At 67.2% G+C, this 23094-nt stretch carries 28 protein-coding genes; 4 read left to right on the top strand and 24 right to left on the bottom strand.

The genetic code is table 11. From position 1 onward, the window contains the following. Positions 1-13: 13 nt before the first annotated feature. From hfq to rlmE, 7 genes are all read right to left on the bottom strand, one after another. Positions 14-289 (bottom strand): RNA chaperone Hfq, encoded by a 276-nt coding sequence (gene hfq, locus FHY09_RS10405; protein WP_166926804.1) that lies wholly within the window; start codon positions 287-289, stop codon positions 14-16. A 118-nt stretch (positions 290-407) separates the two neighbouring features. Then, the gene (gene miaA, locus FHY09_RS10400) at positions 408-1361 is read right to left on the bottom strand and encodes a tRNA (adenosine(37)-N6)-dimethylallyltransferase MiaA (RefSeq protein ID WP_166926803.1); all 954 of its coding nucleotides are present in this window, start codon (positions 1359-1361) and stop codon (positions 408-410) included. Then, a complete protein-coding gene (gene folP / locus FHY09_RS10395) occupies positions 1361-2257 on the bottom strand; it encodes a dihydropteroate synthase (RefSeq protein ID WP_166926802.1) in 897 nt (298 codons plus the stop codon). The genes miaA and folP overlap by 1 nt, the downstream gene beginning before the upstream one ends. Positions 2258-2308: 51 nt before the next feature. Next, positions 2309-2812 carry a hypothetical protein gene (locus tag FHY09_RS10390; protein ID WP_166926801.1) on the bottom strand — a complete coding sequence of 168 codons (504 nt, stop codon included), beginning with the start codon at positions 2810-2812 and terminating at the stop codon, positions 2309-2311. A gap of 117 nt (positions 2813-2929) precedes the next feature. After that, positions 2930-3127 carry a hypothetical protein gene (locus FHY09_RS10385; RefSeq protein ID WP_166926800.1) on the bottom strand — a complete coding sequence of 66 codons (198 nt, stop codon included), beginning with the start codon at positions 3125-3127 and terminating at the stop codon, positions 2930-2932. A 135-nt stretch (positions 3128-3262) separates the two neighbouring features. After that, complete coding sequence (gene ftsH, locus FHY09_RS10380; RefSeq protein WP_166926799.1) at positions 3263-5209, bottom strand: ATP-dependent zinc metalloprotease FtsH; 1947 nt, start codon at positions 5207-5209, stop codon at positions 3263-3265. Positions 5210-5267: 58 nt separating this feature from the next. Next, positions 5268-5900: a 23S rRNA (uridine(2552)-2'-O)-methyltransferase RlmE gene (rlmE, locus tag FHY09_RS10375; protein ID WP_166926798.1), complete on the bottom strand. Its 633-nt coding sequence runs from the start codon at positions 5898-5900 to the stop codon at positions 5268-5270. Between the two features lie 66 nt (positions 5901-5966). Between rlmE and yhbY the strand changes: the two genes are divergently transcribed. Continuing rightward, positions 5967-6272 (top strand): ribosome assembly RNA-binding protein YhbY, encoded by a 306-nt coding sequence (yhbY, locus tag FHY09_RS10370; RefSeq protein WP_166926797.1) that lies wholly within the window; start codon positions 5967-5969, stop codon positions 6270-6272. Between the two features lie 16 nt (positions 6273-6288). Continuing rightward, complete coding sequence (locus tag FHY09_RS10365; protein ID WP_166926796.1) at positions 6289-6663, top strand: Mth938-like domain-containing protein; 375 nt, start codon at positions 6289-6291, stop codon at positions 6661-6663. 74 nt (positions 6664-6737) lie between these two features. On the opposite strand, the gene FHY09_RS10360 is transcribed toward FHY09_RS10365, so the two are convergent. From FHY09_RS10360 to surE, 5 genes are all read right to left on the bottom strand, one after another. Beyond that, entirely contained in the window at positions 6738-7217 is a 480-nt protein-coding gene (locus FHY09_RS10360) for a DUF3828 domain-containing protein (RefSeq protein ID WP_166926795.1), read from the bottom strand. A gap of 190 nt (positions 7218-7407) precedes the next feature. Further along, complete coding sequence (locus FHY09_RS10355; protein WP_208407765.1) at positions 7408-8199, bottom strand: peptidoglycan DD-metalloendopeptidase family protein; 792 nt, start codon at positions 8197-8199, stop codon at positions 7408-7410. After that, positions 8178-8792 (bottom strand): YqaA family protein, encoded by a 615-nt coding sequence (locus tag FHY09_RS10350; RefSeq protein WP_166926793.1) that lies wholly within the window; start codon positions 8790-8792, stop codon positions 8178-8180. The genes FHY09_RS10355 and FHY09_RS10350 overlap by 22 nt, the downstream gene beginning before the upstream one ends. A 20-nt stretch (positions 8793-8812) precedes the next feature. Further along, positions 8813-9490 (bottom strand): protein-L-isoaspartate(D-aspartate) O-methyltransferase, encoded by a 678-nt coding sequence (locus FHY09_RS10345; RefSeq protein ID WP_166926792.1) that lies wholly within the window; start codon positions 9488-9490, stop codon positions 8813-8815. After that, a complete protein-coding gene (gene surE, locus FHY09_RS10340) occupies positions 9487-10293 on the bottom strand; it encodes a 5'/3'-nucleotidase SurE (RefSeq protein WP_208407764.1) in 807 nt (268 codons plus the stop codon). Before surE ends, FHY09_RS10345 begins: the two co-directional genes overlap by 4 nt. A gap of 175 nt (positions 10294-10468) precedes the next feature. Between surE and FHY09_RS10335 the strand changes: the two genes are divergently transcribed. After that, positions 10469-11005, top strand: coding sequence for a Smr/MutS family protein (locus FHY09_RS10335; RefSeq protein ID WP_166926790.1), 537 nt, complete (start codon positions 10469-10471; stop codon positions 11003-11005). Positions 11006-11139: 134 nt separating this feature from the next. Here FHY09_RS10335 and truD read toward each other — a convergent pair whose 3' ends face one another. The 10 genes from truD to FHY09_RS10285 all read right to left on the bottom strand — a co-directional run bounded on the left by truD (position 11140) and on the right by FHY09_RS10285 (position 19025). Further along, positions 11140-12189: a tRNA pseudouridine(13) synthase TruD gene (truD, locus tag FHY09_RS10330; protein ID WP_166926789.1), complete on the bottom strand. Its 1050-nt coding sequence runs from the start codon at positions 12187-12189 to the stop codon at positions 11140-11142. Further along, a complete protein-coding gene (ispF, locus tag FHY09_RS10325) occupies positions 12186-12683 on the bottom strand; it encodes a 2-C-methyl-D-erythritol 2,4-cyclodiphosphate synthase (protein WP_166926788.1) in 498 nt (165 codons plus the stop codon). The genes truD and ispF overlap by 4 nt, the downstream gene beginning before the upstream one ends. Positions 12684-12711: 28 nt before the next feature. Then, the gene (gene ispD, locus FHY09_RS10320) at positions 12712-13410 is read right to left on the bottom strand and encodes a 2-C-methyl-D-erythritol 4-phosphate cytidylyltransferase (protein WP_166926787.1); all 699 of its coding nucleotides are present in this window, start codon (positions 13408-13410) and stop codon (positions 12712-12714) included. Next, positions 13407-13757: a cell division protein FtsB gene (gene ftsB, locus FHY09_RS10315; protein ID WP_166926786.1), complete on the bottom strand. Its 351-nt coding sequence runs from the start codon at positions 13755-13757 to the stop codon at positions 13407-13409. The genes ispD and ftsB overlap by 4 nt, the downstream gene beginning before the upstream one ends. 4 nt (positions 13758-13761) lie before the next feature. Continuing rightward, the gene (gene eno / locus FHY09_RS10310; RefSeq protein ID WP_166926785.1) at positions 13762-15054 is read right to left on the bottom strand and encodes a phosphopyruvate hydratase; all 1293 of its coding nucleotides are present in this window, start codon (positions 15052-15054) and stop codon (positions 13762-13764) included. A gap of 93 nt (positions 15055-15147) precedes the next feature. Beyond that, on the bottom strand, positions 15148-15495 hold the full coding sequence (locus FHY09_RS10305; protein WP_456362778.1) for a hypothetical protein: 348 nt from the start codon (positions 15493-15495) through the stop codon (positions 15148-15150). An 11-nt stretch (positions 15496-15506) separates the two neighbouring features. Then, entirely contained in the window at positions 15507-15869 is a 363-nt protein-coding gene (locus FHY09_RS10300) for a hypothetical protein (RefSeq protein ID WP_456362777.1), read from the bottom strand. Further along, entirely contained in the window at positions 15862-16692 is an 831-nt protein-coding gene (kdsA, locus tag FHY09_RS10295; protein ID WP_166926783.1) for a 3-deoxy-8-phosphooctulonate synthase, read from the bottom strand. The genes FHY09_RS10300 and kdsA overlap by 8 nt, the downstream gene beginning before the upstream one ends. Before the next feature lie 90 nt (positions 16693-16782). After that, positions 16783-18447: a CTP synthase gene (locus FHY09_RS10290; RefSeq protein ID WP_166926782.1), complete on the bottom strand. Its 1665-nt coding sequence runs from the start codon at positions 18445-18447 to the stop codon at positions 16783-16785. Between the two features lie 341 nt (positions 18448-18788). After that, positions 18789-19025 (bottom strand): hypothetical protein, encoded by a 237-nt coding sequence (locus tag FHY09_RS10285; RefSeq protein ID WP_166926781.1) that lies wholly within the window; start codon positions 19023-19025, stop codon positions 18789-18791. 161 nt (positions 19026-19186) lie between these two features. Here FHY09_RS10285 and parE point away from each other — a divergent pair, with 161 nt between their 5' ends. Next, entirely contained in the window at positions 19187-21076 is a 1890-nt protein-coding gene (gene parE / locus FHY09_RS10280) for a DNA topoisomerase IV subunit B (protein ID WP_166926780.1), read from the top strand. An 80-nt stretch (positions 21077-21156) separates the two neighbouring features. Here parE and FHY09_RS10275 read toward each other — a convergent pair whose 3' ends face one another. Both FHY09_RS10275 and FHY09_RS10270 read right to left on the bottom strand, forming a co-directional pair. Next, positions 21157-22278: an inorganic phosphate transporter gene (locus FHY09_RS10275; protein WP_166926779.1), complete on the bottom strand. Its 1122-nt coding sequence runs from the start codon at positions 22276-22278 to the stop codon at positions 21157-21159. A gap of 12 nt (positions 22279-22290) precedes the next feature. Continuing rightward, positions 22291-22917, bottom strand: coding sequence for a DUF47 family protein (locus FHY09_RS10270; RefSeq protein WP_166926778.1), 627 nt, complete (start codon positions 22915-22917; stop codon positions 22291-22293). Positions 22918-23094 lie beyond the last annotated feature (177 nt).

Genomic DNA, 23094 nt, shown 5'->3' with positions numbered 1-23094 from the left:
CATTGCTCCACGATTATTCTGCTGAGTCATCGTCCACCACCGTGCCATCGGCCGACTGCACATAGCCGCCACCGGGGCCAACCTTGACGTTGCGCGCCGGCACGACCGTTGAAATGGCGTGCTTGTAGACCATCTGGCTTACGGTGTTGCGCAGCAGGACCACGAACTGGTCGAACGATTCGATGGTTCCCTGCAGCTTGATGCCGTTGACGAGATACACCGACACCGGCACGCGTTCGCGCCGCAGGGCATTGAGAAACGGATCCTGCAGCGATTGTCCCTTGGACATTGCCAACTCCTGGTTAATTATTGTTTTTATGGGGTGCCAGCGGTCCTGTCGGCCGCCGCTTCGCGCAGCGCCCGTTTGACCGGCTCATCGATGGTACACGCAGCCCGCCGTGGGCGCGTCAGCCTGCGACGAAGCCCTGCACGGCCTGCGCAAGCCGCTCCGGCTCAATATGGGGATCGAACCAGCGTGCATCAAGCTCGCCGCGCAGCCAGGTGAGCTGCCGCTTGGCCAGTTGGCGGGTGGCGAAAATCGCCTTGTGACGGAAACCGGCAGCATCACCGTCCCCGTCCAGGTATTCCCATGCCTGCCGGTAGCCGACCGCGCGCACCGCCGGCAGGTCCAGGGGCATGGCCACCGCTGCCATCTGCGGCAATGCGCGCAGGGCCTGCACCTCCTGCAGGAATCCCTTCGCCAGCATCGCATCCAGGCGCTGTTCGATGCGCGCGTGCAGCACGCTGCGATCGCGGGGTGCGAGCACCAGCTTGAGTGTGCGGACCGGCAGGCGCCCTTCACCAGGCAGCTGCTGCCACGCACTGATCGGTCGCCCGGTCAGGCGATGCACTTCCAGTGCCCGCTGGATGCGCTGGGGATCAGTGGCATGGATGCGGGCGGCGGCGGCCGGGTCGACCCGGGCCAGCTCCGCATGCAGTGCCGGCCAGCCGCGCTCGGCGGCATCACTGGCCAGCCCGGCACGTACCGTGGCGTCGGCCGGCGGCATGGGTGAAAGGCCGCGCAGCAGGGCCTGGAAGTAGAGCCCCGTGCCCCCGGCGAGAATGGGCATGCGTCCGCGGGCGATGATGTCTTCGACCGCGCGCCGCGCGTCGGCCGCGAACTCCGCCGCCGAATAGCGCTGCCACGGGTCACGCAGATCAAGCAGGTGGTGCACAGCCTGTGCACGCTCGTCGGCATCCGGCTTGGCCGAACCGATCTCCAGGCCGCGATAGACCAGCGCCGAGTCGACGCTGACGATCTCACCATTCCAGCGCCGTGCCAGCGCGATCGCCGTTGCGGTCTTGCCACTGGCCGTGGGCCCCATCACTGCGATGGCCAGGGGCCGGGTGTCGACCGCCATCAGTCTTCGTCCGGCCACCGGATGGCCGGCGGTGCATCGCGCCGGGGCGGTTCCACCGCCGCGACGGCGGCCCACACTTTCAGTGCATCCACGGTCGCCGCCACGTCATGCACGCGGACGATGCGCGCACCGTTCTGCACCGCGATCAGGTGCGCGGCCACTGATGCGGCGACACGTTCAGCGGGCACCTCGCGTCCGGTGAGCTCGCCCAGGGTGCGCTTGCGCGAGAGCCCGGCAAGCATCGGCACGCCGAGATCAAGCAACTGCGCCGAGCGTGCGAGCAGGGCCATGTTGTCGGCCACCCGCTTGCCGAAACCGAATCCGGGATCGATGAGCAGGTTCTTTCTGGCGATCCCGGCCAGCTCGGCAGCGAACAGGCGCTGCACGAGGAATCCGTGCACCTCGGCCACCACGTCGTCGTACTGCGGATCGTGCTGCATGCTGCCCGGCTCGCCCTGCATGTGCATGAGCACGACCGGCACGCCGCTCGCGGCCGCCGCTTCAAGCGCGCCCGGCTGCCGCAGGGCGTAGATGTCGTTGATCATCCCGGCACCGGCGGCCACCGCAGCACGCATCACCTCCGGCTTGAAGGTATCGATGCTGATCGGCACATGCGTGCGCGCGGCGAGCTGTTCGATCACCGGCAGCACGCGCCGCAGCTCTTCCTCCAGCGGGACCGGCGTGGCGCCGGGGCGCGAGGATTCGCCCCCGATGTCGAGCACGTCCGCGCCCTCTTCCACCAGCTTCAGGCCATGTGCAACGGCGGCCTCGGTCTTGTCATGGGCCCCGCCATCGGAGAAGGAGTCCGGCGTGACGTTGACGATGCCCATCACCCGCGGGCGGTCCAGGCGCAGCACGCGGCCGGCACAATCGAGCTGGGGAACGGTATCGAACATGGCATTTCCTGCAACGGCGTGGACGCTAGTCTACGCCGCCACGCCATGCCCTCAGAAGTCGCCCAGACGTGCCTTGTCGGTGGGCGCCGCCAGCCATGCAGCGAGATCCTCGCCGATCACCCTCGCCGCGCGGTCGAGCACGGTGCACGAGCCCTTGAAGCCGGCCAGCGCACCGCCACGGGTGGTGCGCCGGGCCAGCACGGTGGCCACCTGGCGGCCATCCTCGAACAGCACGCCGCGTACCGCGGCGGACTTGAAGTGACCAATGAACGCATTGCCCGCGCTCTGCGCTTCGACGAACTCCAGCTGCAGCGACCGTCCTGCACCGCTGTCGGCGCCGACCGGGCCGGCCACCACCGTGGTCCCGGACCGGGCGGCACTTTCGCCCAGCGCGGACAGCAGGGTGTCGCTGATCGTGCACTCGGTCTTGATGGCGTCGGCGACGATCGCCGACTCGGCGAACGGCACGGGATGACTGGTGCGGATGTCGGCGGCGAAGGCCGCTGGCGCGAGCACGGCCAGGCCGGCGATGGCCAGCTGCAAAGGATGTTTCATGGTGTTCCCCCTGTTGACCCGACCGTCGTCCTGACGGCCGCGGCCCCACAGCGTGCACGTGAAGGCCGGGTGAATGCAAGAGGTGCCGCGTCCGGGGGAACCGGTGGGCTCATCCGATCAACGTGGAGGCATCCGCCGCCGACGCTCCACATACAGCGTCTTGCCGATGCTCAGGACCACCCCCACCACGATGCCGACGATGCAGCCCAGCAACAGGTTGTCCAGGCCCAGGCCGATGGCAACGCCCACGACCGTTGCGATGATCATCTCCAGCGTGTGGGACACCGGTTCGGGTGGAGCGGGAGACGGCGACATACGGGGTTGATCCTTGAAGCGGCGGCGGACGGGCCATTGTGGCGCACCAGGCCAGCGGGCGCATCTGCGGGGCTGAACGGAAAAGGCCGGGTTTCCCCGGCCTTTCCACGTGTCACGAGAGCTGGCGGAGCCCGGTCAGATCTGCTCGGCCGGACCCGAGATCGGCGCCACCGGGCGCGCGTCGCCGCCCTTGTCACCGTCGCTGCCACCACCATCCTTGTTGTTGCGGCCCCAGCCCATCGGCGGCGGCGGATCGCGGCCTTCCATGATGGCATCGATCTGCGGCGCATCGATGGTCTCGTACTGCAGCAGCAGCTGGGACATGCGATGCAGCTTGTCGATGTTCTCGGTCAGCAGCTGGGTGGTGCGCCCATAGGCCTTGTCGAGAATGCTGCGGACTTCTTCGTCGATGCGTCGCGCGGTGTCGTTGGACACGCTCTTGTGCTGCGTGACCGAGCGCCCCAGGAACACCTCGTCGTCTTCCTCGCCGTAGGCGATCGGACCGAGCTGCTCGGACAGGCCCCACTTGGTGACCATGTTGCGGGCCATCTTGGTCGCCCGCTCGATATCGTTCGACGCACCGGTGGTGACCTTGTCGGCCCCGAAGATCAATTCCTCGGCGACGCGGCCACCGTACAGCGAGCACAGCTGCGACTGGATCGCCACGCGGTTCATCGAATACTTGTCACCTTCCGGCAGGTACATGGTGACGCCCAGCGCGCGACCGCGCGGAATGATCGTCACCTTGTACACCGGGTCATGTTCCGGCACGAGGCGCCCGACGATCGCGTGGCCCGCTTCGTGGTACGCGGTGAGGGTCTTTTCTTCCTCGCTCATGGCCATCGAGCGACGCTCGGCACCCATCAGGATCTTGTCGCGCGCTCGGTCGAAGTGCTCCATGCGCACTTCCTTCTCGTTGCTGCGCGCGGCGAACAGCGCCGCTTCGTTGCAGAGGTTGGCCAGGTCCGCACCGGAGAAACCGGGCGTACCGCGCGCGATCACCAGCGGCACCACATCATCGGCCAGCGGCAGCTTGCGCATGTGCACCTTGAGGATGTGCTCGCGGCCCTTGACATCGGCCAGCCCGACAACGACCTGGCGGTCGAAACGGCCCGGGCGCAGCAGCGCCGGATCGAGCACGTCGGGACGGTTGGTGGCGGCGATGACGATCACGCCCTCGCCTCCCTCGAAGCCATCCATTTCAACCAGCAGCTGGTTCAGCGTCTGCTCGCGCTCATCATGACCACCACCCAGGCCGGCGCCGCGGTGGCGACCGACGGCGTCGATCTCATCGATGAAGATGATGCACGGGGCATGCTTCTTGGCCTGCTCGAACATGTCCCGCACGCGGCTGGCACCGACGCCGACGAACATTTCCACGAAGTCCGAACCGGAGATCGAGAAGAACGGTACCTTGGCCTCGCCGGCGATGGCCTTGGCCAGCAGCGTCTTGCCGGTGCCGGGCGGACCGACCATCAGCACGCCACGGGGGATCTTGCCGCCGAGCTTGGTGAACTTGGAGGGGTCACGCAGGAAGTCGACCAGCTCGCTGACCTCTTCCTTGGCTTCGTCACAGCCGGCCACATCGGCGAAGGTCACCTTGACCTGGTCCTCGCCCTGCAGCTTGGCGCGCGACTTGCCGAAGGACATCGCGCCCTTCGCACCGCCGCCGGCACCGCCCTGCATCTGGCGCATGATGAAGATCCAGAAGCCGATGATCAGCAGCACGGGCAGGAAGTTCATCAGGATCGCACCGAAGGAGATGCCGCTGGACGGCTCCTCCTGCACGATCTCCACGTTCTTGGCGCGCAGCACGTTGATCAGGTCACGATCAAACGGCGCGGTGATGGTGGCCGACTGGCCGCCGCGCGTGGTGTAGGTGATCTGGTTGGTGCCGCCGCGCATCTCACCGCCCAGGGCGACCTTCTGCACATTGCCGGTGTCCACCTGGTCCAGGAACTGCGAGTAGGTCGTGCCCTGTGCACCGGCCGTGGTCGTCTTCGGCGAGAAGCTCTGGAAAACCACCATCAGCACGACGGCGACGACCACCCATAGCAGGAGGTTCTTGGTCAAGTCGTTCATCCTCATTGGCTCCGGTTTTCCTCTTTGAACTGGCGTGATACGTGGATTCGAGCTTACTTCACTTCATCTGGGCGCGTTTGCCCTGGCCGAGGGCGTAGACCTCGGGGGAACGCTTGCGGGACGCTTCCGGCTTGCGGATGGAGACCTTGTCATACCGCCTGCGCAGTTCGCGCACGTAGTCATCGAAGCCAACACCCTGGAAGAGCTTGATCAGGAACGCCCCACCGGGTTTGAGGTGGTTGTCGGCGAAATCCATGGCCAGCTCGGCCAGGTGCATCATCCGCGGCTGGTCCACCGCATCCATGCCACTCTTATTGGGGGCCATGTCAGACAAGACAAGGTCTACCGGCTGATCGCCGACCATGGCCTCGAATGCAGATAGGACGGTCTCTTCCCTGAAGTCCCCGTGAAGGAACTCCACCCCGGCCAGCGGTGGCATCTCCAGGATGTCCAGCGCGAACACCCGTCCGGTGTCCCCCATCTGCCGGCGCACCTGCTGCGACCATCCACCGGGCGCTGCACCGAGGTCCACCACCACCATGTTCGGCTTCAGCAACCGGTCACGTTCGAGCAGTTCCTCCAGCTTGTAAGCCGCGCGCGAGCGCATGCCCTCGGCCTGCGCCTTCTTCACGAAGGGGTCGGAAAAATGCTCTTTCAGCCAGCGCTGGCTGCTCTTGCTGCGTGACACCATGGGAAAATACGGCCGGATGGGGTGGTCATGATACCCTGAACACCCAACGTCACCGCGCTTTCCTGCATGTCTACTGCCCTGACCGCTTCACAGACCCGATTCCTCCGCGGTCACGCCCACGACCTCAAAGCCCTGCTGCAGATCGGCGCGAAAGGGGTGACGCCGGCGTTCCTCGCCGAGCTCGAAGAGGTGCTGGAACGGCACGAGCTGATCAAGGTGAAGGTGGGCGCGGAAGACCGCGAGGCACGTGATGCCATGATCGCCGAACTGGTCTCCGCCACCGGCAGCGCACTGGTGCAGCGCATCGGCCACGTGGCCGTGCTTTACCGCCCGAGCCGGGAACAGCGCCAGATCGTGCTGCCGCGGGGCTGAGCGCCAGGAGACCCGGATGCAGCTCAACCACGAGTTCCCCGATTACGCCTACACCCTGCGCGGTGCCGATGGGCGCTCGGCACGTGTGAATGACCGCGAACTGGTACGCAGCTTCATCGTGACCCCGCAGGCGCTGGTGGAAGACTGGCCGGTCGCGTCCGTCGCGGACCTCGGACAGGCCCATCTCGATGCGGTCCTGGCACTGGAGCCGGTACTGGTCGTCCTGGGCACCGGCGCTACCCAGGTGTTTCCTTCCCAACAGCTCATGGCGGCCTGCCTGTCCCGCGGCATCGGCCTGGAAGTGATGAACAATCCGGCCGCTGCGCGCACCTTCAACATCCTTGCCGGCGAAGGCCGCAAGGTGGCCGCCGCATTCATCCTGGAAGGTTGAGGCGCAGCCGGTAGGCGGTGCGCGCCGCGCGGGGTCAAGGCGACGCAGCCGGCGCCGCGCACGACGCATCGGTTTCAGGGGAGGCAACGGACGGCGGAGAATTGCTTCAGCCGTCCGATCAGACTGCCGCCCTGCCCCCAGCGGATGTCCATGATTTTCCAGTCCTGTGCCTGCTTCTGGAGCAGAACACGATCCGTCCAGCGATAGCCGCCGGCCATCATCTCGACGCTGATCCATGCGGCATCGCCGCGCGCTCCTGAACGCACGACGTGGACCGTTTCCGGCCAATCCGGCGCCAGCAGGTAGGGACTCTGATCGAGCATGTGTGGCTTCACGTCGCGGGCAGCAAGCGCGATGCACGCCTGTTCGTAGGCGTGCTGGGCATCGATCGCTGCACGCAAGGAAGAGCCGAGCAGCGGCGCAATGGCCGAAGTGCTTGGCGGTGGCCCCTGCATCGCGGCGTAGAACGTGGTGGCCACTTCATACGGATCGGTGGCTGCAGCAGCCAACGGCGTGATGGCGAGCAGTGCAAAGGCGGTCGAAGAGCGGATCATGCGGCACCGGCGACGGCTGAGTCCGCGGAATGATGCCCGTCCGCGTGACGGCTGGGAAGGTGAACGAGGACCGGCGGTCAGTGTTCGGGCAGCTTGCCGCCGCGCATCGGCCGGCCCCCCGGCTGGGGCCCTCGGCAAGCGCCCGGCGCACTGCCCCGCACCGGAGCTCGCGGGCACGACCGGTGCAGGCCTACCTTGCCGGAAGATACTGCTGCGGATCGACCGGCTTGCCGTTGTAGCGGATCTCGAAGTGCAGCATGTCCCGGTTCGCCCCGGTCCGACCCATTTCAGCGATCTGCTGGCCCGCTTTCACGCTCTGTCCTTCGTTGACCAGGCGCTTGCGGTTGTGGCCATAGGCTGAGAGCCACTGCTCGCTGTGCTTGACGATGATCAGCTCGCCATAGCCCACCAGGCCCGCACCGGAGTACACCACCACACCGTCGGCGGCCGATTTCACGGCCTGCCCGCTCGTGCCGGCGATGTCCACGCCCTGCTTGGTCGTCTCGCCTGCCACGAAGCGCCCCACCACCGCGCCATCGGCCGGCCAGCGCCAGCTGATGTTGCTGCGCACGGGCGCTGCGGCGGGCGTGGGCGTGGACGTACCTCCACTACCACCCGGGCGCGGCGCGGTGACCACCGTTGTCGGTGCCCGCGAGCCGCCAGCGCCCTGCGGATACAGGCGGATGACCTGCCCCGGGTAGATGGTCGAGGGATTGCTGATGCTGTTCCACGCAACCAGATCGGCCGGGGTGATGTTATGGATGCGCGCCAGCGCGTAGATGGTGTCGCCACGCTGCACGCGCACGGTTTTGCCCGGTTGCGCCACCGAGGTCTTCGGTGTCGTGGACACGGCCCCGCCCGACCCGGCCGGGCGCACCACCGTGGCGGTGCCGCACGCGGCGAGCGTGGCGGCCATCATCGCCAGCGCGCTCACGCGCAGGCCCCGGTTCAAACGATCATTCATGCGAAGTAGGTCCTCCATACAAGCCAGGCGATCAGCAGCACGACAAGCGCGGTGGCGATCCAGCCCAGCGGTTCAATCCAGCGGCGCAGCACCGCCTCGGCGCGTGCGCCGCCGACACGGATCACCGCCGCCAGTACGAAGACACGCTTGGCGCGTCCCAGCAGCATGCTGAGCATGTAAGGCAGCAGCGGTACGCCGACGATACCCGATGCCCAGGTGAAGACCTTCATCGGGATGGGCATGAAACCGCCGAGCACGAGGAAGGTGAACACCGCCCACGGCGATTCGGCCATGCGCGCCTGCACGATGGCGATGCCGTTCTCGATGCCGGGCAGCATGCCCATCGCGGCCAGCAGCGGCTTGATCGCCTCGAAGGCGAAATGGCCCAGCGCATACCCCACCAGCGCGCCGGCCATGGAGCCGGCAAGGCTCAGCGTGGCGTACCACCAGCCGCGCCGGGGCTGGGCCACGCACATCGGCGCGAGCATCACCTCGGGCATGATCGGGAAAATGATCGCCTCGACGAAACTCAGCACCGCCAGATAGGTCGGCGCGCGCTCGTGGTTGGCCCACTTCAATGCCCGCTCGTAGAGCGGCCCGAAAATCTTCATGAATGTCGTGCTCCGTAGAATCAGTCCAGCATGCCAGACAGCAGCGGCACGAAGGTGACCGGCGCCAACACGCTCTGCTCGATGCTGCCATCCACGCGCCGGTCCAACTGCACCAGCGACTGCGCGCCCGCACCGCCGACCGGCGCCACCAGGCGCCCGCCCACGGCCAGCTGCTGCACCAGCGCATCGACCAGCGCCGGGGCCGCGGCGGTCACCACGATGGCATCGTACGGGCCATGCTCGGGCCACCCGGCGCGGCCATCATCGTGCTTGGTACGCACGTTCATGCCGAGCGAGCGGAAACGCTTGCGCGCCTGCCGCAGCAGATCGCCAATACGCTCGACGGTGTAGACCTCCAGCCCGACGGCCGCCAGCACGGCCCCTTGGTAACCGGACCCCGTGCCGACTTCCAGCACGGTCTTCGGCGCGACCTGGAGCACGGCTTCGGTCATGCGCGCGACGACCCACGGCTGGGAAATGGTCTGGCCATGGCCGATCGGCAGCGCGGTGTCTTCGTACGCGCGCGATGCCAGCGCTTCATCGATGAACAGGTGGCGCGGCACGATGCGGAGGGCGTTGAGGGTGGTCTCGTCGCTGATGCCGGCCTCGCGCAGGCGATCCACCAGGCGGTCGCGCACCCGCTGCGAGGTCATCCCGATACCGACCGCTTCGGGCTGCAGGCGCAGGCGCTGGCTCATGCCGGCACGTCCAGCGTGGCCGACAGGCCGCCGACCCAGCTGGCGACCTTTTCAAGTGCCTGGTAACGGGTGAGATCGACCTGGATGGGCGTGATGGAAATGAAGCCGGTGCGCACCGCGTGGAAGTCGGTGCCGGGACCCGAATCCTGCTCGCGGCCGGCGGGACCGATCCAGTACACGGTGTTGCCGCGCGGATCCTGCTGCGCGATGCAGCCCTCGGCCCGGTGACGGTTGCCGAGGCGGGTGACTTCGAACCCGGCCAGCTCGCTCCACGGCACGTCGGGCACGTTGACGTTGAGGATGGTGTCGGCCGGCAGCGGATCGGCCTTCAGACGCTTGACGATCTCCACCGCCGCCCGCGCCGCGGTCTCGAAATGCCGCGCATCGTGCCTGTGGCTGACCAGCGAGACAGCAACGGCGGGCAGGCCGAGATAGCGCCCTTCCATCGCCGCGGACACGGTGCCGGAATAGATCACGTCGTCGCCGAGGTTGGCAACGTTGTTGATGCCTGACACGACGATATCAGGCTCGAACTCCAGCAGGCCGGTCAGCGCGAGGTGAACACAGTCCGTGGGCGTGCCGGCCACGGCGACGCTGTCATCCTCGCGCCGGCGTACGCGGATCGGCGCATCCAGGGTCAGCGAATTGCTGGCCCCGGAGCGATCGCGATCAGGCGCGACCACCGTGACCTCGTAGCCGGCCTGGCGCAGTACCGCGGCCAGCATGCGGATGCCCGGCGCATCGACACCATCGTCGTTGCTCACCAGTACCCGCGTCTGTGATTGAACCGCTTGTTTGTCCAAGACTCTCGTATCCGTGACACACCGGTGGGGCGCAGTGGTGGCGCGGCTCGGTAAGTGCCGACGGTGCCACGACTGCGCCCCGTATTGTGCCGCATGGGGGCCATGCGGCCTACCCTGCCATGGGTCATTGCCCCGCTGCGTAGGCACTTCGGGCGGCGACAGGTACCCTAGGACCATGTCGCATCCGCATGACGATGATCCGGCCGAGCTGTTCCGCGCAGCCATCGGCAACGTGACCCCGCTGCGCAAAGGCAGCGGGCCACCGCCGGCTGCGCCGAAACCGCGCCCGCGTGCGCGGATGGCCGAGCTGGATGAGCAGGCGGCCGCCGGCGAGTTCGCGCGGCTGCTGCGCGAAGGCACCCCGCTGGAGGCCGGAGACACAGCGAGCTATCGGCGCGACACCCTGCCTCCGCGGATGTTCCAGCGCCTGAAAAAAGGACAGTATTCCGTGCAGGACGAACTGGACCTGCACGGTGCCACGGCGGCTCAGGCGGAGCGTCTGCTGCGCCAGTTCCTGCTGGAGGCGCATGCGCACGAGCATGGCTGCGTACGCATCATCCACGGCAAGGGCCTGCAGGCCGACGGCGGTGCACCGGTCCTGAAGAATCTGGTGGACCGGATGCTGCGGTTGCGCGCCGACGTGCTGGCCTTTCATTCGGCGCCGGCAGGCCAGGGCGGGACCGGGGCGATCCTTGTGCTGCTGGCCAGATGACGGGTTGTTGTCCATGCCAGGGCCGCGCCCCGGTGCCCCGCCGGAGCCCATGCAGGCCGCGCTTGCCCCGCCTCCGCACGATCCCCCCATCCGGCCTGGCCACACCATGAGCCCCGCCCGCTGCCACCGGGGGCTCAGCCGTCCGCCGGGCGCTCCTGCGATGCGTCCACCACCGGCCCCAGTTCATGCAGCACCGCCGTGGCATAACAGCCGGGGGGCAGTGCAAAGGAAAGCTCCAGCACGCCGTCATCCAGCCACTGGTGCTGCAGCAGCGCCGGCCGCAGCCGCAGCGCTCGCCGCTCCTGCTTCAACCGCGCATCCGCCAGCCCCGCACGCAACGCCACCGATTCGTCATCCGCCAGGGTCGCCTCCTCAAGGGCACGTACCGCACCTTCCGATCGCAGCTCGCCTTCGCCCCACAATGGCCCGCTGGGGTGGACGTCAAAGCGCGCCAGGCGCTCTGACAGCGAATCGGTGAACGGCTCCGGACCGAACACGCTGCGGCTGCCGTCGAGCATCCACACCTCACCCTCCAGCGGCGTGTCCCAGCAGCCCTGCGCCACCCGCGCGGCCAGCACGCGGTTGAACAGCGCCGAGCGGGCCGCCGAGAGCAGCAGCGAACGCTGATCCTTGCGCATGCGCCGTCCCCCGAACATCGCCAGCGCCGCCGGCACGTTGCCGCCGTCACGTCCGAAGCGCTGCTCGCCGAACCAGTTGGGCAACCCGCGCGTACCGATCTGCACCAGCCGTTCGGCCACCTGCGCCGGTGCGGCCTGCACATCGCGCAGCACCAGCCTGAAACGGTTGCCCGCCAGCGCGCCGCGCTGCAGCTTGCGGTTGTGCCAGGAGGCGTCCAGCACTTCGATGCCTTCGCCGGCCAGGGCCGCGAGGTCCGGCGCCACGCGCTTGGGCAGGTGCACACTGAAGCGCTGCGTAGTCACCGCATGGCGGTCCTTCATGCCGGCATAGCTGACCGCCATCTCCGGCAGGCCCGCCCAGCGCGCCAGCTGACCGGCCACGTGCACCGTGTTCGCGCCGCGCTTGCGGATGTGCAGCAGCAGGTGCTCACCTTCGCCGCTGGCCTCGAAGGCCGGCAGCTCATCGACCTGGAAATCCTCCGCTGTGCTGCGGATGCGGGCGCCTGCCCACACGGGCTCGCCGAAGGCCATCGGCAACGGGATCATGCGGCCACCAGCAGCACGGTGGCCTGTGCGGCGATGCCTTCGCTGCGGCCGGTGAAACCGAGTGTCTCGGAGGTCGTGGCCTTCACGCTCACCGTGTCCAGCGGCCGCTGCAGCAGCCCGGCCATGCGTTCACGCATGGCCAGCGCGTGCGGGCCGACCTTCGGCCGTTCGCAGATCACCGTGACGTCCACGTTGCCGACCTGCCAGCCCCGCTCGCGCAGCAGCGCATCGCAGTGGCGGACGAAATCGCTGCTGTCGGCCCCTTTCCAGCGGTCGTCCGAAGGTGGGAAATGCACGCCGATGTCGCCCAGCGCGAGTGCGCCGAGCATGGCATCGCACAGCGCGTGCAGGATCACATCGCCGTCGCTGTGCGCCAGGACGCCGGCGCTGTGCGGCACGCGCACCCCGCCGAGCATGATGTGGTCGCCCTCGCCGAAGGCATGGACGTCGTAACCCTGACCGATGCGGACGGGCGGGAAATGCGGGGTAGTCATGGCAACAACCTGTGCAGTGCGCGTCGGCTCAGCCTGCGCGACGGGAAAGTACGAATTCGAAACGGTCCAGGTCGGCCGGCGTGGTGACCTTGAAGTTGTCCTCGCTGCCTTCAACCAGCAGCGGCCGCTGGCCCTGCCGCTCCATGGCCATCGCTTCGTCGGTCACCTGCACACCGGCGGCAGCGGCATCGGCCAGGGCCCGGCTCAGCTGCAGGCGGCGGAACAGCTGCGGCGTCAGCGCGCGCCACAGGCGCTCACGTGGTTCGGTGCCATCGATGCCGCCGTCATCCCCGGCGCGCTTGAGCGTATCGCGCACCGGTGCTGCGAGGATCGCGCCCACCGGATCGGCGCGGCCCACTTCCAGCAGCCGGCTGAGATCGACCTGCGACAGGTTCGGACGGGCCGCATCGTGCACCAGCACGAACTCATCGGCACGCACGCTTTCGGGCAGGGCTTCGAGTCCGGCATGTACGGACGCGGCGCGGGTCTCACCGCCGACGGCGGTCAGCACCGGCCGGCCGCCCCACTCGGTCCAGCCCGGCCAGTCCACGTCCCCGGCGCCGATCACCACCATGATGCCGGCCACCGAAGGGTGTGCGACCAGCGCATCCAGGGTGTGCGCCAGCAGGCTCTGCCCGCCGGCGAGCAGATACTGCTTGGGCGTGGCGGCGCCGAAACGGGTGCCCCGGCCTGCGGCCGGAATCACGGCCCAGATCGAGGCGCTCATGGCACGTCCGCCGCGTGGTCCGCCGGGACGGGCGGCTCGGCCAGCGGCCGCGGCGGCGCGACGGGCGCATTCTCGACCACGCGGTAGAACTTCTCGCCCGGCTTGATCATGCCCAGCTCGCTGCGCGCACGCTCCTCGATGGCCGCCTCGCCGTCCTTGAGGTCCTTGACCTCGGCGGCGAGGGCGTCGTTACGCTGCTGCAGGCCTTCGTTGTCCCGTTTCTGGTGCTCGACCTGGGCTTCGAGGGTCATCACTTCGCCTGAATTGCCCGGGCCGAACCAGAAACGGTACTGCAACCATGCCAGCAGCAGGGCCAAGACCAGCAGCGCCCACCGCCAGTTGCGCATGGGATCAGCGCTTCAACGAAACGAAGGCGTCACGACCGGCGTACCGCGCACCCGCACCCAGCGCTTCTTCGATGCGCAGCAGCTGGTTGTACTTGGCCACGCGGTCGCTGCGGCACAGCGAACCGGTCTTGATCTGCGTGGCGGTAGTGGCCACGGCGATATCGGCGATGGTGGTGTCCTCGGTCTCGCCCGACCGGTGCGAGACCACCGCCGCGTAACCGGCACGGTCAGCCATCGCGATGGCCTCGAGCGTTTCGCTCAGCGTGCCGATCTGGTTGACCTTGATCAGGATCGCGTTGGCGGTACCCGAGTCGATGCCCTGCTGGAAGATCCTGGGATTGGTCACGAACAGGTCGTCGCCCACCAGCTGCACCTTCTTGCCGATGCGGTCGGTGAGCAGCTTCCAGCCGGCCCAGTCATTCTCCGCCAGGCCGTCTTCGATGGTGATGATCGGGTACTGCGCGGCCCAGTCGGCCAGGAAATCCACGAACTGCTCGGAGGTCAGGCGCTTGTTCTCGCCCACCAGGTTGTACTTGCCGTTCTCGTAGAACTCGCTGGAGGCCACGTCCAGGCCCAGCAGGATATCTTCGCCCGCCGTGTAACCGGCCTTGCCGATCGCTTCCAGGATGGTATCGAGGGCTTCGACGTTGCTGCGGAAGTCCGGTGCGAAGCCGCCCTCATCACCCACTGCCGTGCTCAGGCCGTGGCCCTTCAGCACCGACTTCAGCGCGTGGAAGATTTCCGTGCCCGCGCGCAGGCTCTCGGAGAACGAGGTGAAGCCCACCGGCAGCACCATGAACTCCTGGAAGTCCACGTTGTTGTCCGCGTGTGCGCCACCGTTGATGATGTTCATCATCGGCACCGGCAGCGACGGCGTGACGCCGGTCTTGCCGGCCAGGTACTGCCACAGGGCCTGCTTGCTCGATGCGGCCGCGGCATGCGCGGCGGCCATGGAAACCCCGAGCAGCGCGTTCGCGCCCAGGCGGCCCTTGTTCTCGGTGCCGTCGAGATCGATCAGGCGACGATCCAGGGCCTGCTGGTCCGTGGCGTCCAGGCCGGTCAGCGCACCGGCGATGGCGCCGTTGATGTTTTCCACCGCCTTGCGCACGCCCTTGCCCAGGTAGCGGGTCTTGTCGCCGTCACGCAGCTCTACCGCTTCCTTGGTGCCGGTCGAGGCGCCAGAGGGAACCGCGGCGCGACCGAACGAACCGTCCTCCAGGGTGACTTCGGCTTCCAGCGTGGGGTTGCCACGGCTGTCGAGGATTTCACGGGCATGGATGCTGCGGATCGTACTCATGGGCGGGCCGGTTACCTGTAGGAGGGGGCGACAAAACGAATGCCGCGTGATTATCCCCGGCTACCGCCCGCTTGCCAAATGGCAGGCCGCGCATCAGCTTCGATGGGCTGCGACCACGAGCAGCAGCAGGGCCGCCAGCATCACCAGCAGCACGGTGGCCAGGGCCGCCAGCGCAGGTCCGCGACAGCGGCGCCACGACATCACGATCGCCGCGACGCTGCCCACGAAGGACAGCCCCGCCACGCCCAGTGCGCCGAGTATCCACAACTGCATGGCCTGCATGTCGCGGCTGCCATCGCCGGGTGAACCGAAGCTGGCCGCCAACGCGGCCACCGCAGCGGCCAGTCCGCCCCACGCGAGCATCGCCAGCAGCAGCGAGATCAGTCCCCACCGCGGTGTACGCGCTGTCGTGGCAGGTCCGCTCAGGGCCGGGACGTGCACGGACGTTCCATTCACAGCAGGTCGTACAGCAGCAGGCCGACCCACAGCACCAGCAGCACGGCGGCCAGCGCAGCGATCAGGCGACCACGGTGCAGCCGCCAGGCCAGCGCCGCCGCCGCGATGCCTGCCGAGAGGGTCAGCAGTTCAGCCACACCGAGGGCGACAACGTACGGCTTGAGGCTCACGCCGCCCCCGTCACCGGGCGGGCGCATGGCGGCGCCGACCAGCATCAGCATGAAGAACGTGCCGGACCATGACAGCAGCGCAAGGCCGAGTGCGATCGCGCCCCATGGCCAGTGCGTCCAATGCCGGCGGCGCCGCTGTCCAGCCAGCGCCGCCCACGGGTCGCGCCCGGCAGGCTCCGGCTCACGCAAAGCGCGAGAAGCCGTGCTTCTTGGTGACCGCATCGAGCTCCATGAGCGTTTCCAGCAGCGCTTCCATGCGGTCCAGCGGCCACGCGTTGGGGCCGTCGGAGAGTGCCTTGGAGGGGTCGGGGTGGGTTTCTGCGAACAGCCCGGAGATACCCACTGCGACCGCCGCGCGCGCAAGCACCGGTACGTGCTCGCGCTGCCCGCCGGAGCTGGTGCCCTGCCCGCCCGGCAGCTGCACCGAATGGGTGGCATCGAACACCACCGGGCAGCCGGTCTCGCGCATCACCGCCAGCGAGCGCATGTCGCTGACCAGGTTGTTGTAGCCGAAGCTCGCGCCGCGTTCGCAGACCATGATCTGCTCGTTGCCGGTGGCCTTGGCCTTCTCCACGACAGGCTTCATGTCCCACGGCGCCAGGAACTGGCCCTTCTTGATGTTCACCGGCTTGCCCGCCGCGCACACCTTGGTGATGAAATCGGTCTGCCGCACCAGGAACGCCGGGGTCTGCAGGACATCCACCACCGAGGCCACTTCGTCCATCGGCGTGTATTCGTGCACGTCGGTCAGCACCGGCACGCCGATCTGCCGCTTCACCTCGGCCAGCACCTTCAGGCCCTCTTCCAGGCCGGGGCCGCGGAAGGCGGTGCCGGAGGTGCGGTTGGCCTTGTCGAAGCTGGATTTGAAGATGAAGTTGACGCCGAGCCGGCCGGTGATCTCCTTCAGCGTGCCCGCCGTATCCAGCTGCAGCTGCATCGACTCGATCACGCAGGGGCCGGCGATCAGGAACAGGGGCTGGTCCAGCCCGACTTCGAATCCACACAGTTTCATGGCATTTCCTTGTTGGCGAGGCGCCTGCCGGAAGCAGCCGGCGCCAAGGGTATCGGTAGGTACGTGAGGGCGGGGCGCCCCCGCGGCAAGTCAGGCGCGGCTTTCAGCCAGCGGCTGGCCCGCGGCCCGGCGCTCGCGTGCGGCCCGGATGAACCCGATGAACAGCGGATGGCCATCGCGCGGCGTGGAGAGGAACTCCGGGTGGGCCTGGCATGCCAGGAACCACGGATGCACCGTGCGCGGCAGCTCGACGACTTCCACCAGCGTGTCGTCCATCGACTTGCCGGCGATCACCAGCCCGGCATCCTCCAGCTGCGTGCGGTAGCGGTTGTTGAACTCGTAGCGGTGGCGATGGCGCTCGGCCACCACGTCCTTGCCATACAGTTCGCGGGCCAGCGTGCCGGGCTTGAGCCGCTGTTCCTGCAGGCCCAGGCGCATGGTGCCGCCGAGGTCGCTCTTGTCATCGCGCTTTTCCACATCACCGGTGGCCGTGCGCCATTCGGTGATCAGGCCGATCACCGGGTTCGGCGACTGGCGATCGTTCTCGGTGCTGTTGGCGCCTTCCAGACCCACCACGTTGCGGGCGAAATCCACCACGGCGGCCTGCATGCCGTAGCAGATGCCGAAATACGGCACCTGATGCTCACGGGCGTACTTCGAGGTCAGCACCTTGCCTTCGAAACCACGGTCGCCGAAGCCGCCGGGCACCAGGATGCCATCCACATCGGCGAGCGCGGACAGGTCGCTGCCTTCCAGATCCTGCGCCTCCAGCCATTTGAGGGTCACGCGCGTGCGCTGGCGCAGGCCACCGTGCTTGAGCGCCTCGCCGACGGACTTGTAGGCGTCCTGGTGATCCACGTACTTGCCCACCACGGCGATGGTCACCGCATCCAGCGGGTTCTGCGTGGCATCCACCGCGTCCTCCCAGACCGACAGGTCGACCGGGCCGACCTTGTCGGTGAGCCTGAGCTGGTTCACCACGATGTCATCCAGGCCCTGCTGGTGCAGCCCGGAGGGAATGCGATACAGCACGTCCACGTCCGGCACGCTGATCACCGCACGCTCGGAGACGTTGGTGAACTGGGCGATCTTGCGGCGCTCGGAATCCGGCACGGCCTGTTCGGAGCGGCACAGCAGCACGTCCGGCTGGATGCCGATCGAACGCAGTTCCTTGACCGAATGCTGGGTCGGCTTGGTCTTCAGCTCGCCCGCCGCGCCGATGTATGGCACCAGGGTGAGGTGCATGAACAGCGCTTTCTCCGGGCCGCGCTCGGTGCGCACCTGGCGGATCGCTTCCAGGAACGGCAGCGATTCGATATCGCCGACCGTACCGCCGATCTCGACCAGCGCCACGTCGAAGCCTTCGGTGGCTTCGTCGATGCAGCGGCGGATCTCGTCGGTGATGTGCGGGATGACCTGCACGGTGGCCCCCAGGTAATCGCCGCGGCGCTCCTTGCGGATCACGTTCTCGTAGATCCGCCCGGTGGTGACCGAGTTCTTGCGGCTCAGGCGGGTATGCACGAAGCGCTCGTAGTGCCCGAGGTCCAGATCGGTCTCGGCGCCGTCATCGGTGACATACACCTCGCCGTGCTGGAACGGGCTCATCGTGCCCGGATCGACGTTGATGTAGGGGTCCAGCTTCATCATCGTGACCGACAGGCCACGGGCTTCAAGGATCGCGGCCAGCGACGCGGCCGCGATGCCTTTTCCGAGCGAGGACACCACGCCGCCGGTTACGAAGATCAAGGGAGTCATGGCTGCAAGCATCCTGTAGTGAACGAAATAACGGCCGCGCTTCCCCGGTCCGCAGGACGGGGAAGAGGCATCAAGGGGGATTTCCGTGCCGGGCAGGCAGGCCGGGAGCGGCCAGGGCGCGAGGTCGGTCTGGCCGTGCAGGTCGCGGGGACCTTCACCTTCGCCCAGCCCTGCTGGCTGCCATGCAGAGGCAGGCCAGTCCAATCGCTGATGGTGGACACACACGACTCCCGGAAAGCCATAGTTTACAGATTGGCGGGCCCCAGCCCAAGGGGGCCGTGACGGGCGGGCAAAAGAAAGGCCCCGGCAGAACCGGGGCCTCGGTGCGGCAGCAGCGCGCTTCAGCGCTTCTTGCGCGCCTCTTCCTCTTCCTCTTCACCCTGAGGCACCTGCTGGCCCTTGGCCTTCATTTCAGCCGTGGCCTGGGCGCGGCGCTTGGCCTTGGCATCGGCTTCGGCCTGTGCGGGGTTGGCCTGGTCACCCTGCGGCGGCGCGGCCTGGCCTGCACCCTGGGCCATGGCGAGCGGCACGGCGAGCGCGGCGGCGGCGACAATGGCGATGGTAAGCAGCTTCTTCATGGGTTTTCTCCTTGCGGTATCAAACCCGGCACTGGACGTCGAGACCAGCACCCGGCATGGGCCATTCTAGCCCCCTGCCGGGTGCGGGGGATGAACCGCAGGCGTGCAAAATAACGGCCCAGACCCCACACTTGCGCATCGTTCGACCCTGCTGAACAACCATGAACACCCGTTACAACGCCGCCGATATCGAAGTCCTCTCCGGCCTTGACCCGGTCAAGCGCCGCCCCGGCATGTACACCGACACCTCGCGCCCGAACCACCTGGCGCAGGAAGTGATCGACAACTCGGTGGATGAGGCGCTGGCCGGCCACGCCCGCTCCATCGAGATCACGCTGTACCGGGATGGCAGCGTGGAGGTCAGCGATGACGGCCGCGGCATGCCGGTGGACATCCACCCGGAGGAGAAGATCCCCGGTGTCGAACTGATCCTCACGCGGCTGCACGCCGGCGGCAAGTTCAACAACAACAACTACACCTTCTCCGGCGGCCTGCACGGCGTGGGCGTGAGCGTGGTCAACGCGCTGTCCACGCTTGTGGAGCTGCACATCAAGCGCGAAGGCGCCGAACATCGCATGACCTTCCGCAACGGCGATGTCGCCTCCCCGCTGGAAGTGGTCGGCAGCGTAGGAAAGAAGAACACCGGCACCCGCCTGCGGTTCTGGCCGGACCCGAAGTACTTCGATACGCCCAAGATCGCGGTGCGCGCACTGCGCCACCTGCTGCGCGCCAAGGCCGTGCTGTGCCCGGGACTGACCGTCAAGCTGACCGACGAAGCCACCGGTGAGGTCGATACCTGGCTGTACGAGGATGGCCTTCGCGATTACCTCAAGGCCGAACTCGGCGAGCGCGAGATGCTGCCCGCCGACCTGTTCGTGGGGCACGTCAAGAAGGAAAACGAGATCGTCGACTGGGCCGTGGCCTGGCTGCCGGAAGGCGAGCTGGTGCAGGAAAGCTACGTCAACCTCATTCCGACCGCGCAGCACGGCACGCATGTCAACGGGCTGCGCACCGGCCTCACCGAAGCGCTTCGCGAGTTCTGTGATTTCCGCAACCTGCTGCCGCGCGGCGTCAAGCTGGCGCCGGAAGACGTCTGGGACCGGGTGGCTTTCGTGCTGTCGATCAAGATGACCGACCCGCAGTTCAGCGGCCAGACCAAGGAACGCCTGTCCTCGCGCCAGGCCGCCGGCTTCGTTGAAGGTGCCGCGCATGATGCCTTCAGCCTGCTGCTCAACCAGAACGTGGAGATGGGAGAAAAGATCGCCCAGCTGGCGATCGAACGTGCCAGCGCGCGCCTGAAGACCGAAAAACTGGTGGTCCGCAAGAAGGTCACCCAGGGCCCGGCTCTGCCCGGCAAACTGGCCGACTGCATCAGCCAGGACCTGTCGCGCACCGAGCTGTTCCTGGTGGAGGGTGATTCGGCCGGTGGCAGCGCCAAGCAGGCGCGCGACAAGGATTTCCAGGCCATCATGCCGCTGCGCGGCAAGATCCTGAACACCTGGGAGGTCTCGTCCAATAGCGTGCTGGCGTCGGAAGAGGTGCACAACCTGGCCATCGCCATCGGGTGCGATCCCGGCAAGGACGACATCGCCGGGCTGCGCTACGGCAAGGTGGTGATCCTGGCCGACGCCGACTCCGATGGCCTGCACATCGCCACGCTGCTCACGGCCCTGTTCCTGAAACATTTCCCGGCGCTGGTCGATGCCGGCCACGTCTTCGTGGCGATGCCGCCCCTGTTCCGCATCGACGTGGGCAAGCAGGTCTTCTACGCGCTGGATGAGGAAGAGAAGCGCACCATGCTGGACAAGATCGAGCGCGAGAAGATCAAGGGCGCCATCAGCGTGACCCGCTTCAAGGGCCTGGGCGAAATGAACCCGCCGCAGCTGCGTGAATCCACGATCCATCCGGACACGCGGCGGCTGGTGCAGCTGACCATCGATGATGGTGAGCAGACGCATTCACTGATGGACATGCTGCTGGCGAAGAAGCGTGCGTCGGATCGGAAAGGATGGCTGGAAACCAAGGGCGACCTGGCCTCGCTGGAGGTGTGAGTGCCCGGTGGCGTCGAACGCCGTCCACGAAAAAGCCCGCCGTCCGGCGGGCTTTTTCGTTGATCAACCCCCCGTCCCGCTCACGTCCAACCGAACAGTTCGAACAGCTTGAGGATCAGGTAGGCGCAGCCACCGGCGGCCGGGATGGTCAGGATCCAGGCCCAGATGATCCGCTCGATCACGCCGAACTTCAGCGAACGCGGGTTCTTGGCGAAGCCCACGCCCATGATCGCCGTGGAGATGCTGTGCGTGGTGGAGACCGGCATGCCGAAGTGTGCGGCCACGGTCAGCACCGTCGCCGAGCTGGTTTCGGCCGCGAAACCGTGGATCGGGTGCAGCTTCACCATCTTGTGGCCCAGGGTCTTGATGATCTTCCAGCCGCCCGACGCGGTACCGGCAGCCATCACCACCGCGCAGGTCAGCACGATCCACATGGCGATGCCATCACCGGCACTGGCGTCGGGATGCATGAAGGCCAGGAACCCGGGTAGCTGGTCCAGCGCACCGGTGGCCTCGGCCCCGATCAGCGTCATCGCGATGATGCCCATGGTCTTCTGCGCGTCGTTGTGGCCGTGCGCGAAGCCCATGTAGGCCGCCGAAGCGATCTGCGCCTTGCCGAAGAACAGGTTGACCCAGCGCGGACGGGCAAGGCGGCCGATCGAACCACCGATCTTCGCCAGCCCGGCGATGAGGCCCCACAGTGCCAGCATCACCACGATGCCAAGGATGAAACCGGCCAACGGCGAGGTGATCATCGGCACGAAGACTTTCCACAGCAGGCCCTTGTTCTGCGCCCAGTTGCCCAGCCGCTCGGACCAGATCAGCGCATCCCAGTTGTTGTGGGCGGCCGCCAGGCCGGCACCGCACAGCCCGCCGATCAGCGCATGCGAGGAGGAGGACGGCAGCCCCTTCCACCAGGTGATCAGGTTCCAGATGATGCCGCCGAGCAGCGCGCACAGGATCACCTGCGGGGTCACCTCGACCACGTTGGTGTTGAGCAGGCCCGAGGCGATGGTCAGCGCGACGGCGGTGCCGGTCAGCGCCCCGATGAGGTTCATGAAGGCGGCCAGCATGACCGCCGCGCCGGGCGAAAGGACTTTCGTCGCCACCACGGTGGCAATGGAGTTGGCGGTATCGTGGAAGCCGTTGATGAACTCGAAGACAAGTGCGGCGAAGATCACCACCAGGACAAGGGTCAGCATCTGCGCGGCCCGTCAGCTGTTCTTGAGCACGATCTGGTAGGCCACCACGCCCGCTTCGCGGCAGCGGTCGATGGCCTTCTCCAGGATCTCGAAGAATTCCTTCAGCAGGAACATCTGCAGGTGGTCCAGGCGCCCGGAATAGATGTCGCGGTAGAGCTCGAGCATCAGCCGGTCCGCTTCGTTCTCCAGCGAACGCAGCTTCTCGTTGAGCGCGGTCATCCGGTCAAGGTTCATGTGCCGCAGGTCGGCCACCATCTCCACCACCACGCCCGCGGCCTGCTCGAGCATCGCCGCGCGTGGCGCGAAGTCGATGTGCTCCAGGTGCGCGACGGCCAGCGAGTAACGATCGGCGAACTTCTCCACCTGCTTGGGAATCTTGTACAGCGCCGAACCCAGCGCTTCGATGTCTTCCCGCTCGATCGGCGTCATGAAGCTGTCCACCAGCGCCTGGCTGATCTTGTCCGAGGCCGCGCGCTCGCGCAGGCGGGCCAGCTTGAAGGCGTCCAGCGCCGGCTGCCGGTCGGACTCGCGCATCATCGCGTGGAGCGCCTTGGCGCTGTCGTGCGCCGCGACGGCAGCCTCATCGAGCAGGGTGTAGAACTGTTTGCCGGAACCGAAAATGGTCTGCAGAGAGAACATGAGAAACCTGTTCGCCGTCGCGGGAAGGACGGCACCAGTGCGAATTATGACGGCTAGATGACCGTTCCGGGTACTCCCCCGCCCGGGGACCATCCCTCACGCCAGGCTGAACAGGCAGTTGCGATGCTGCGCCTCCAGTTTGCTACCATGCACACGCGCCCTCTGGGGCGCACCTCT

This window comes from Xanthomonas sp. 60, assembly GCF_011761925.1.
The sequence above is the reverse complement of the archived record's forward strand: the minus strand, read 5'-3'. Positions and strand labels throughout refer to the sequence as shown.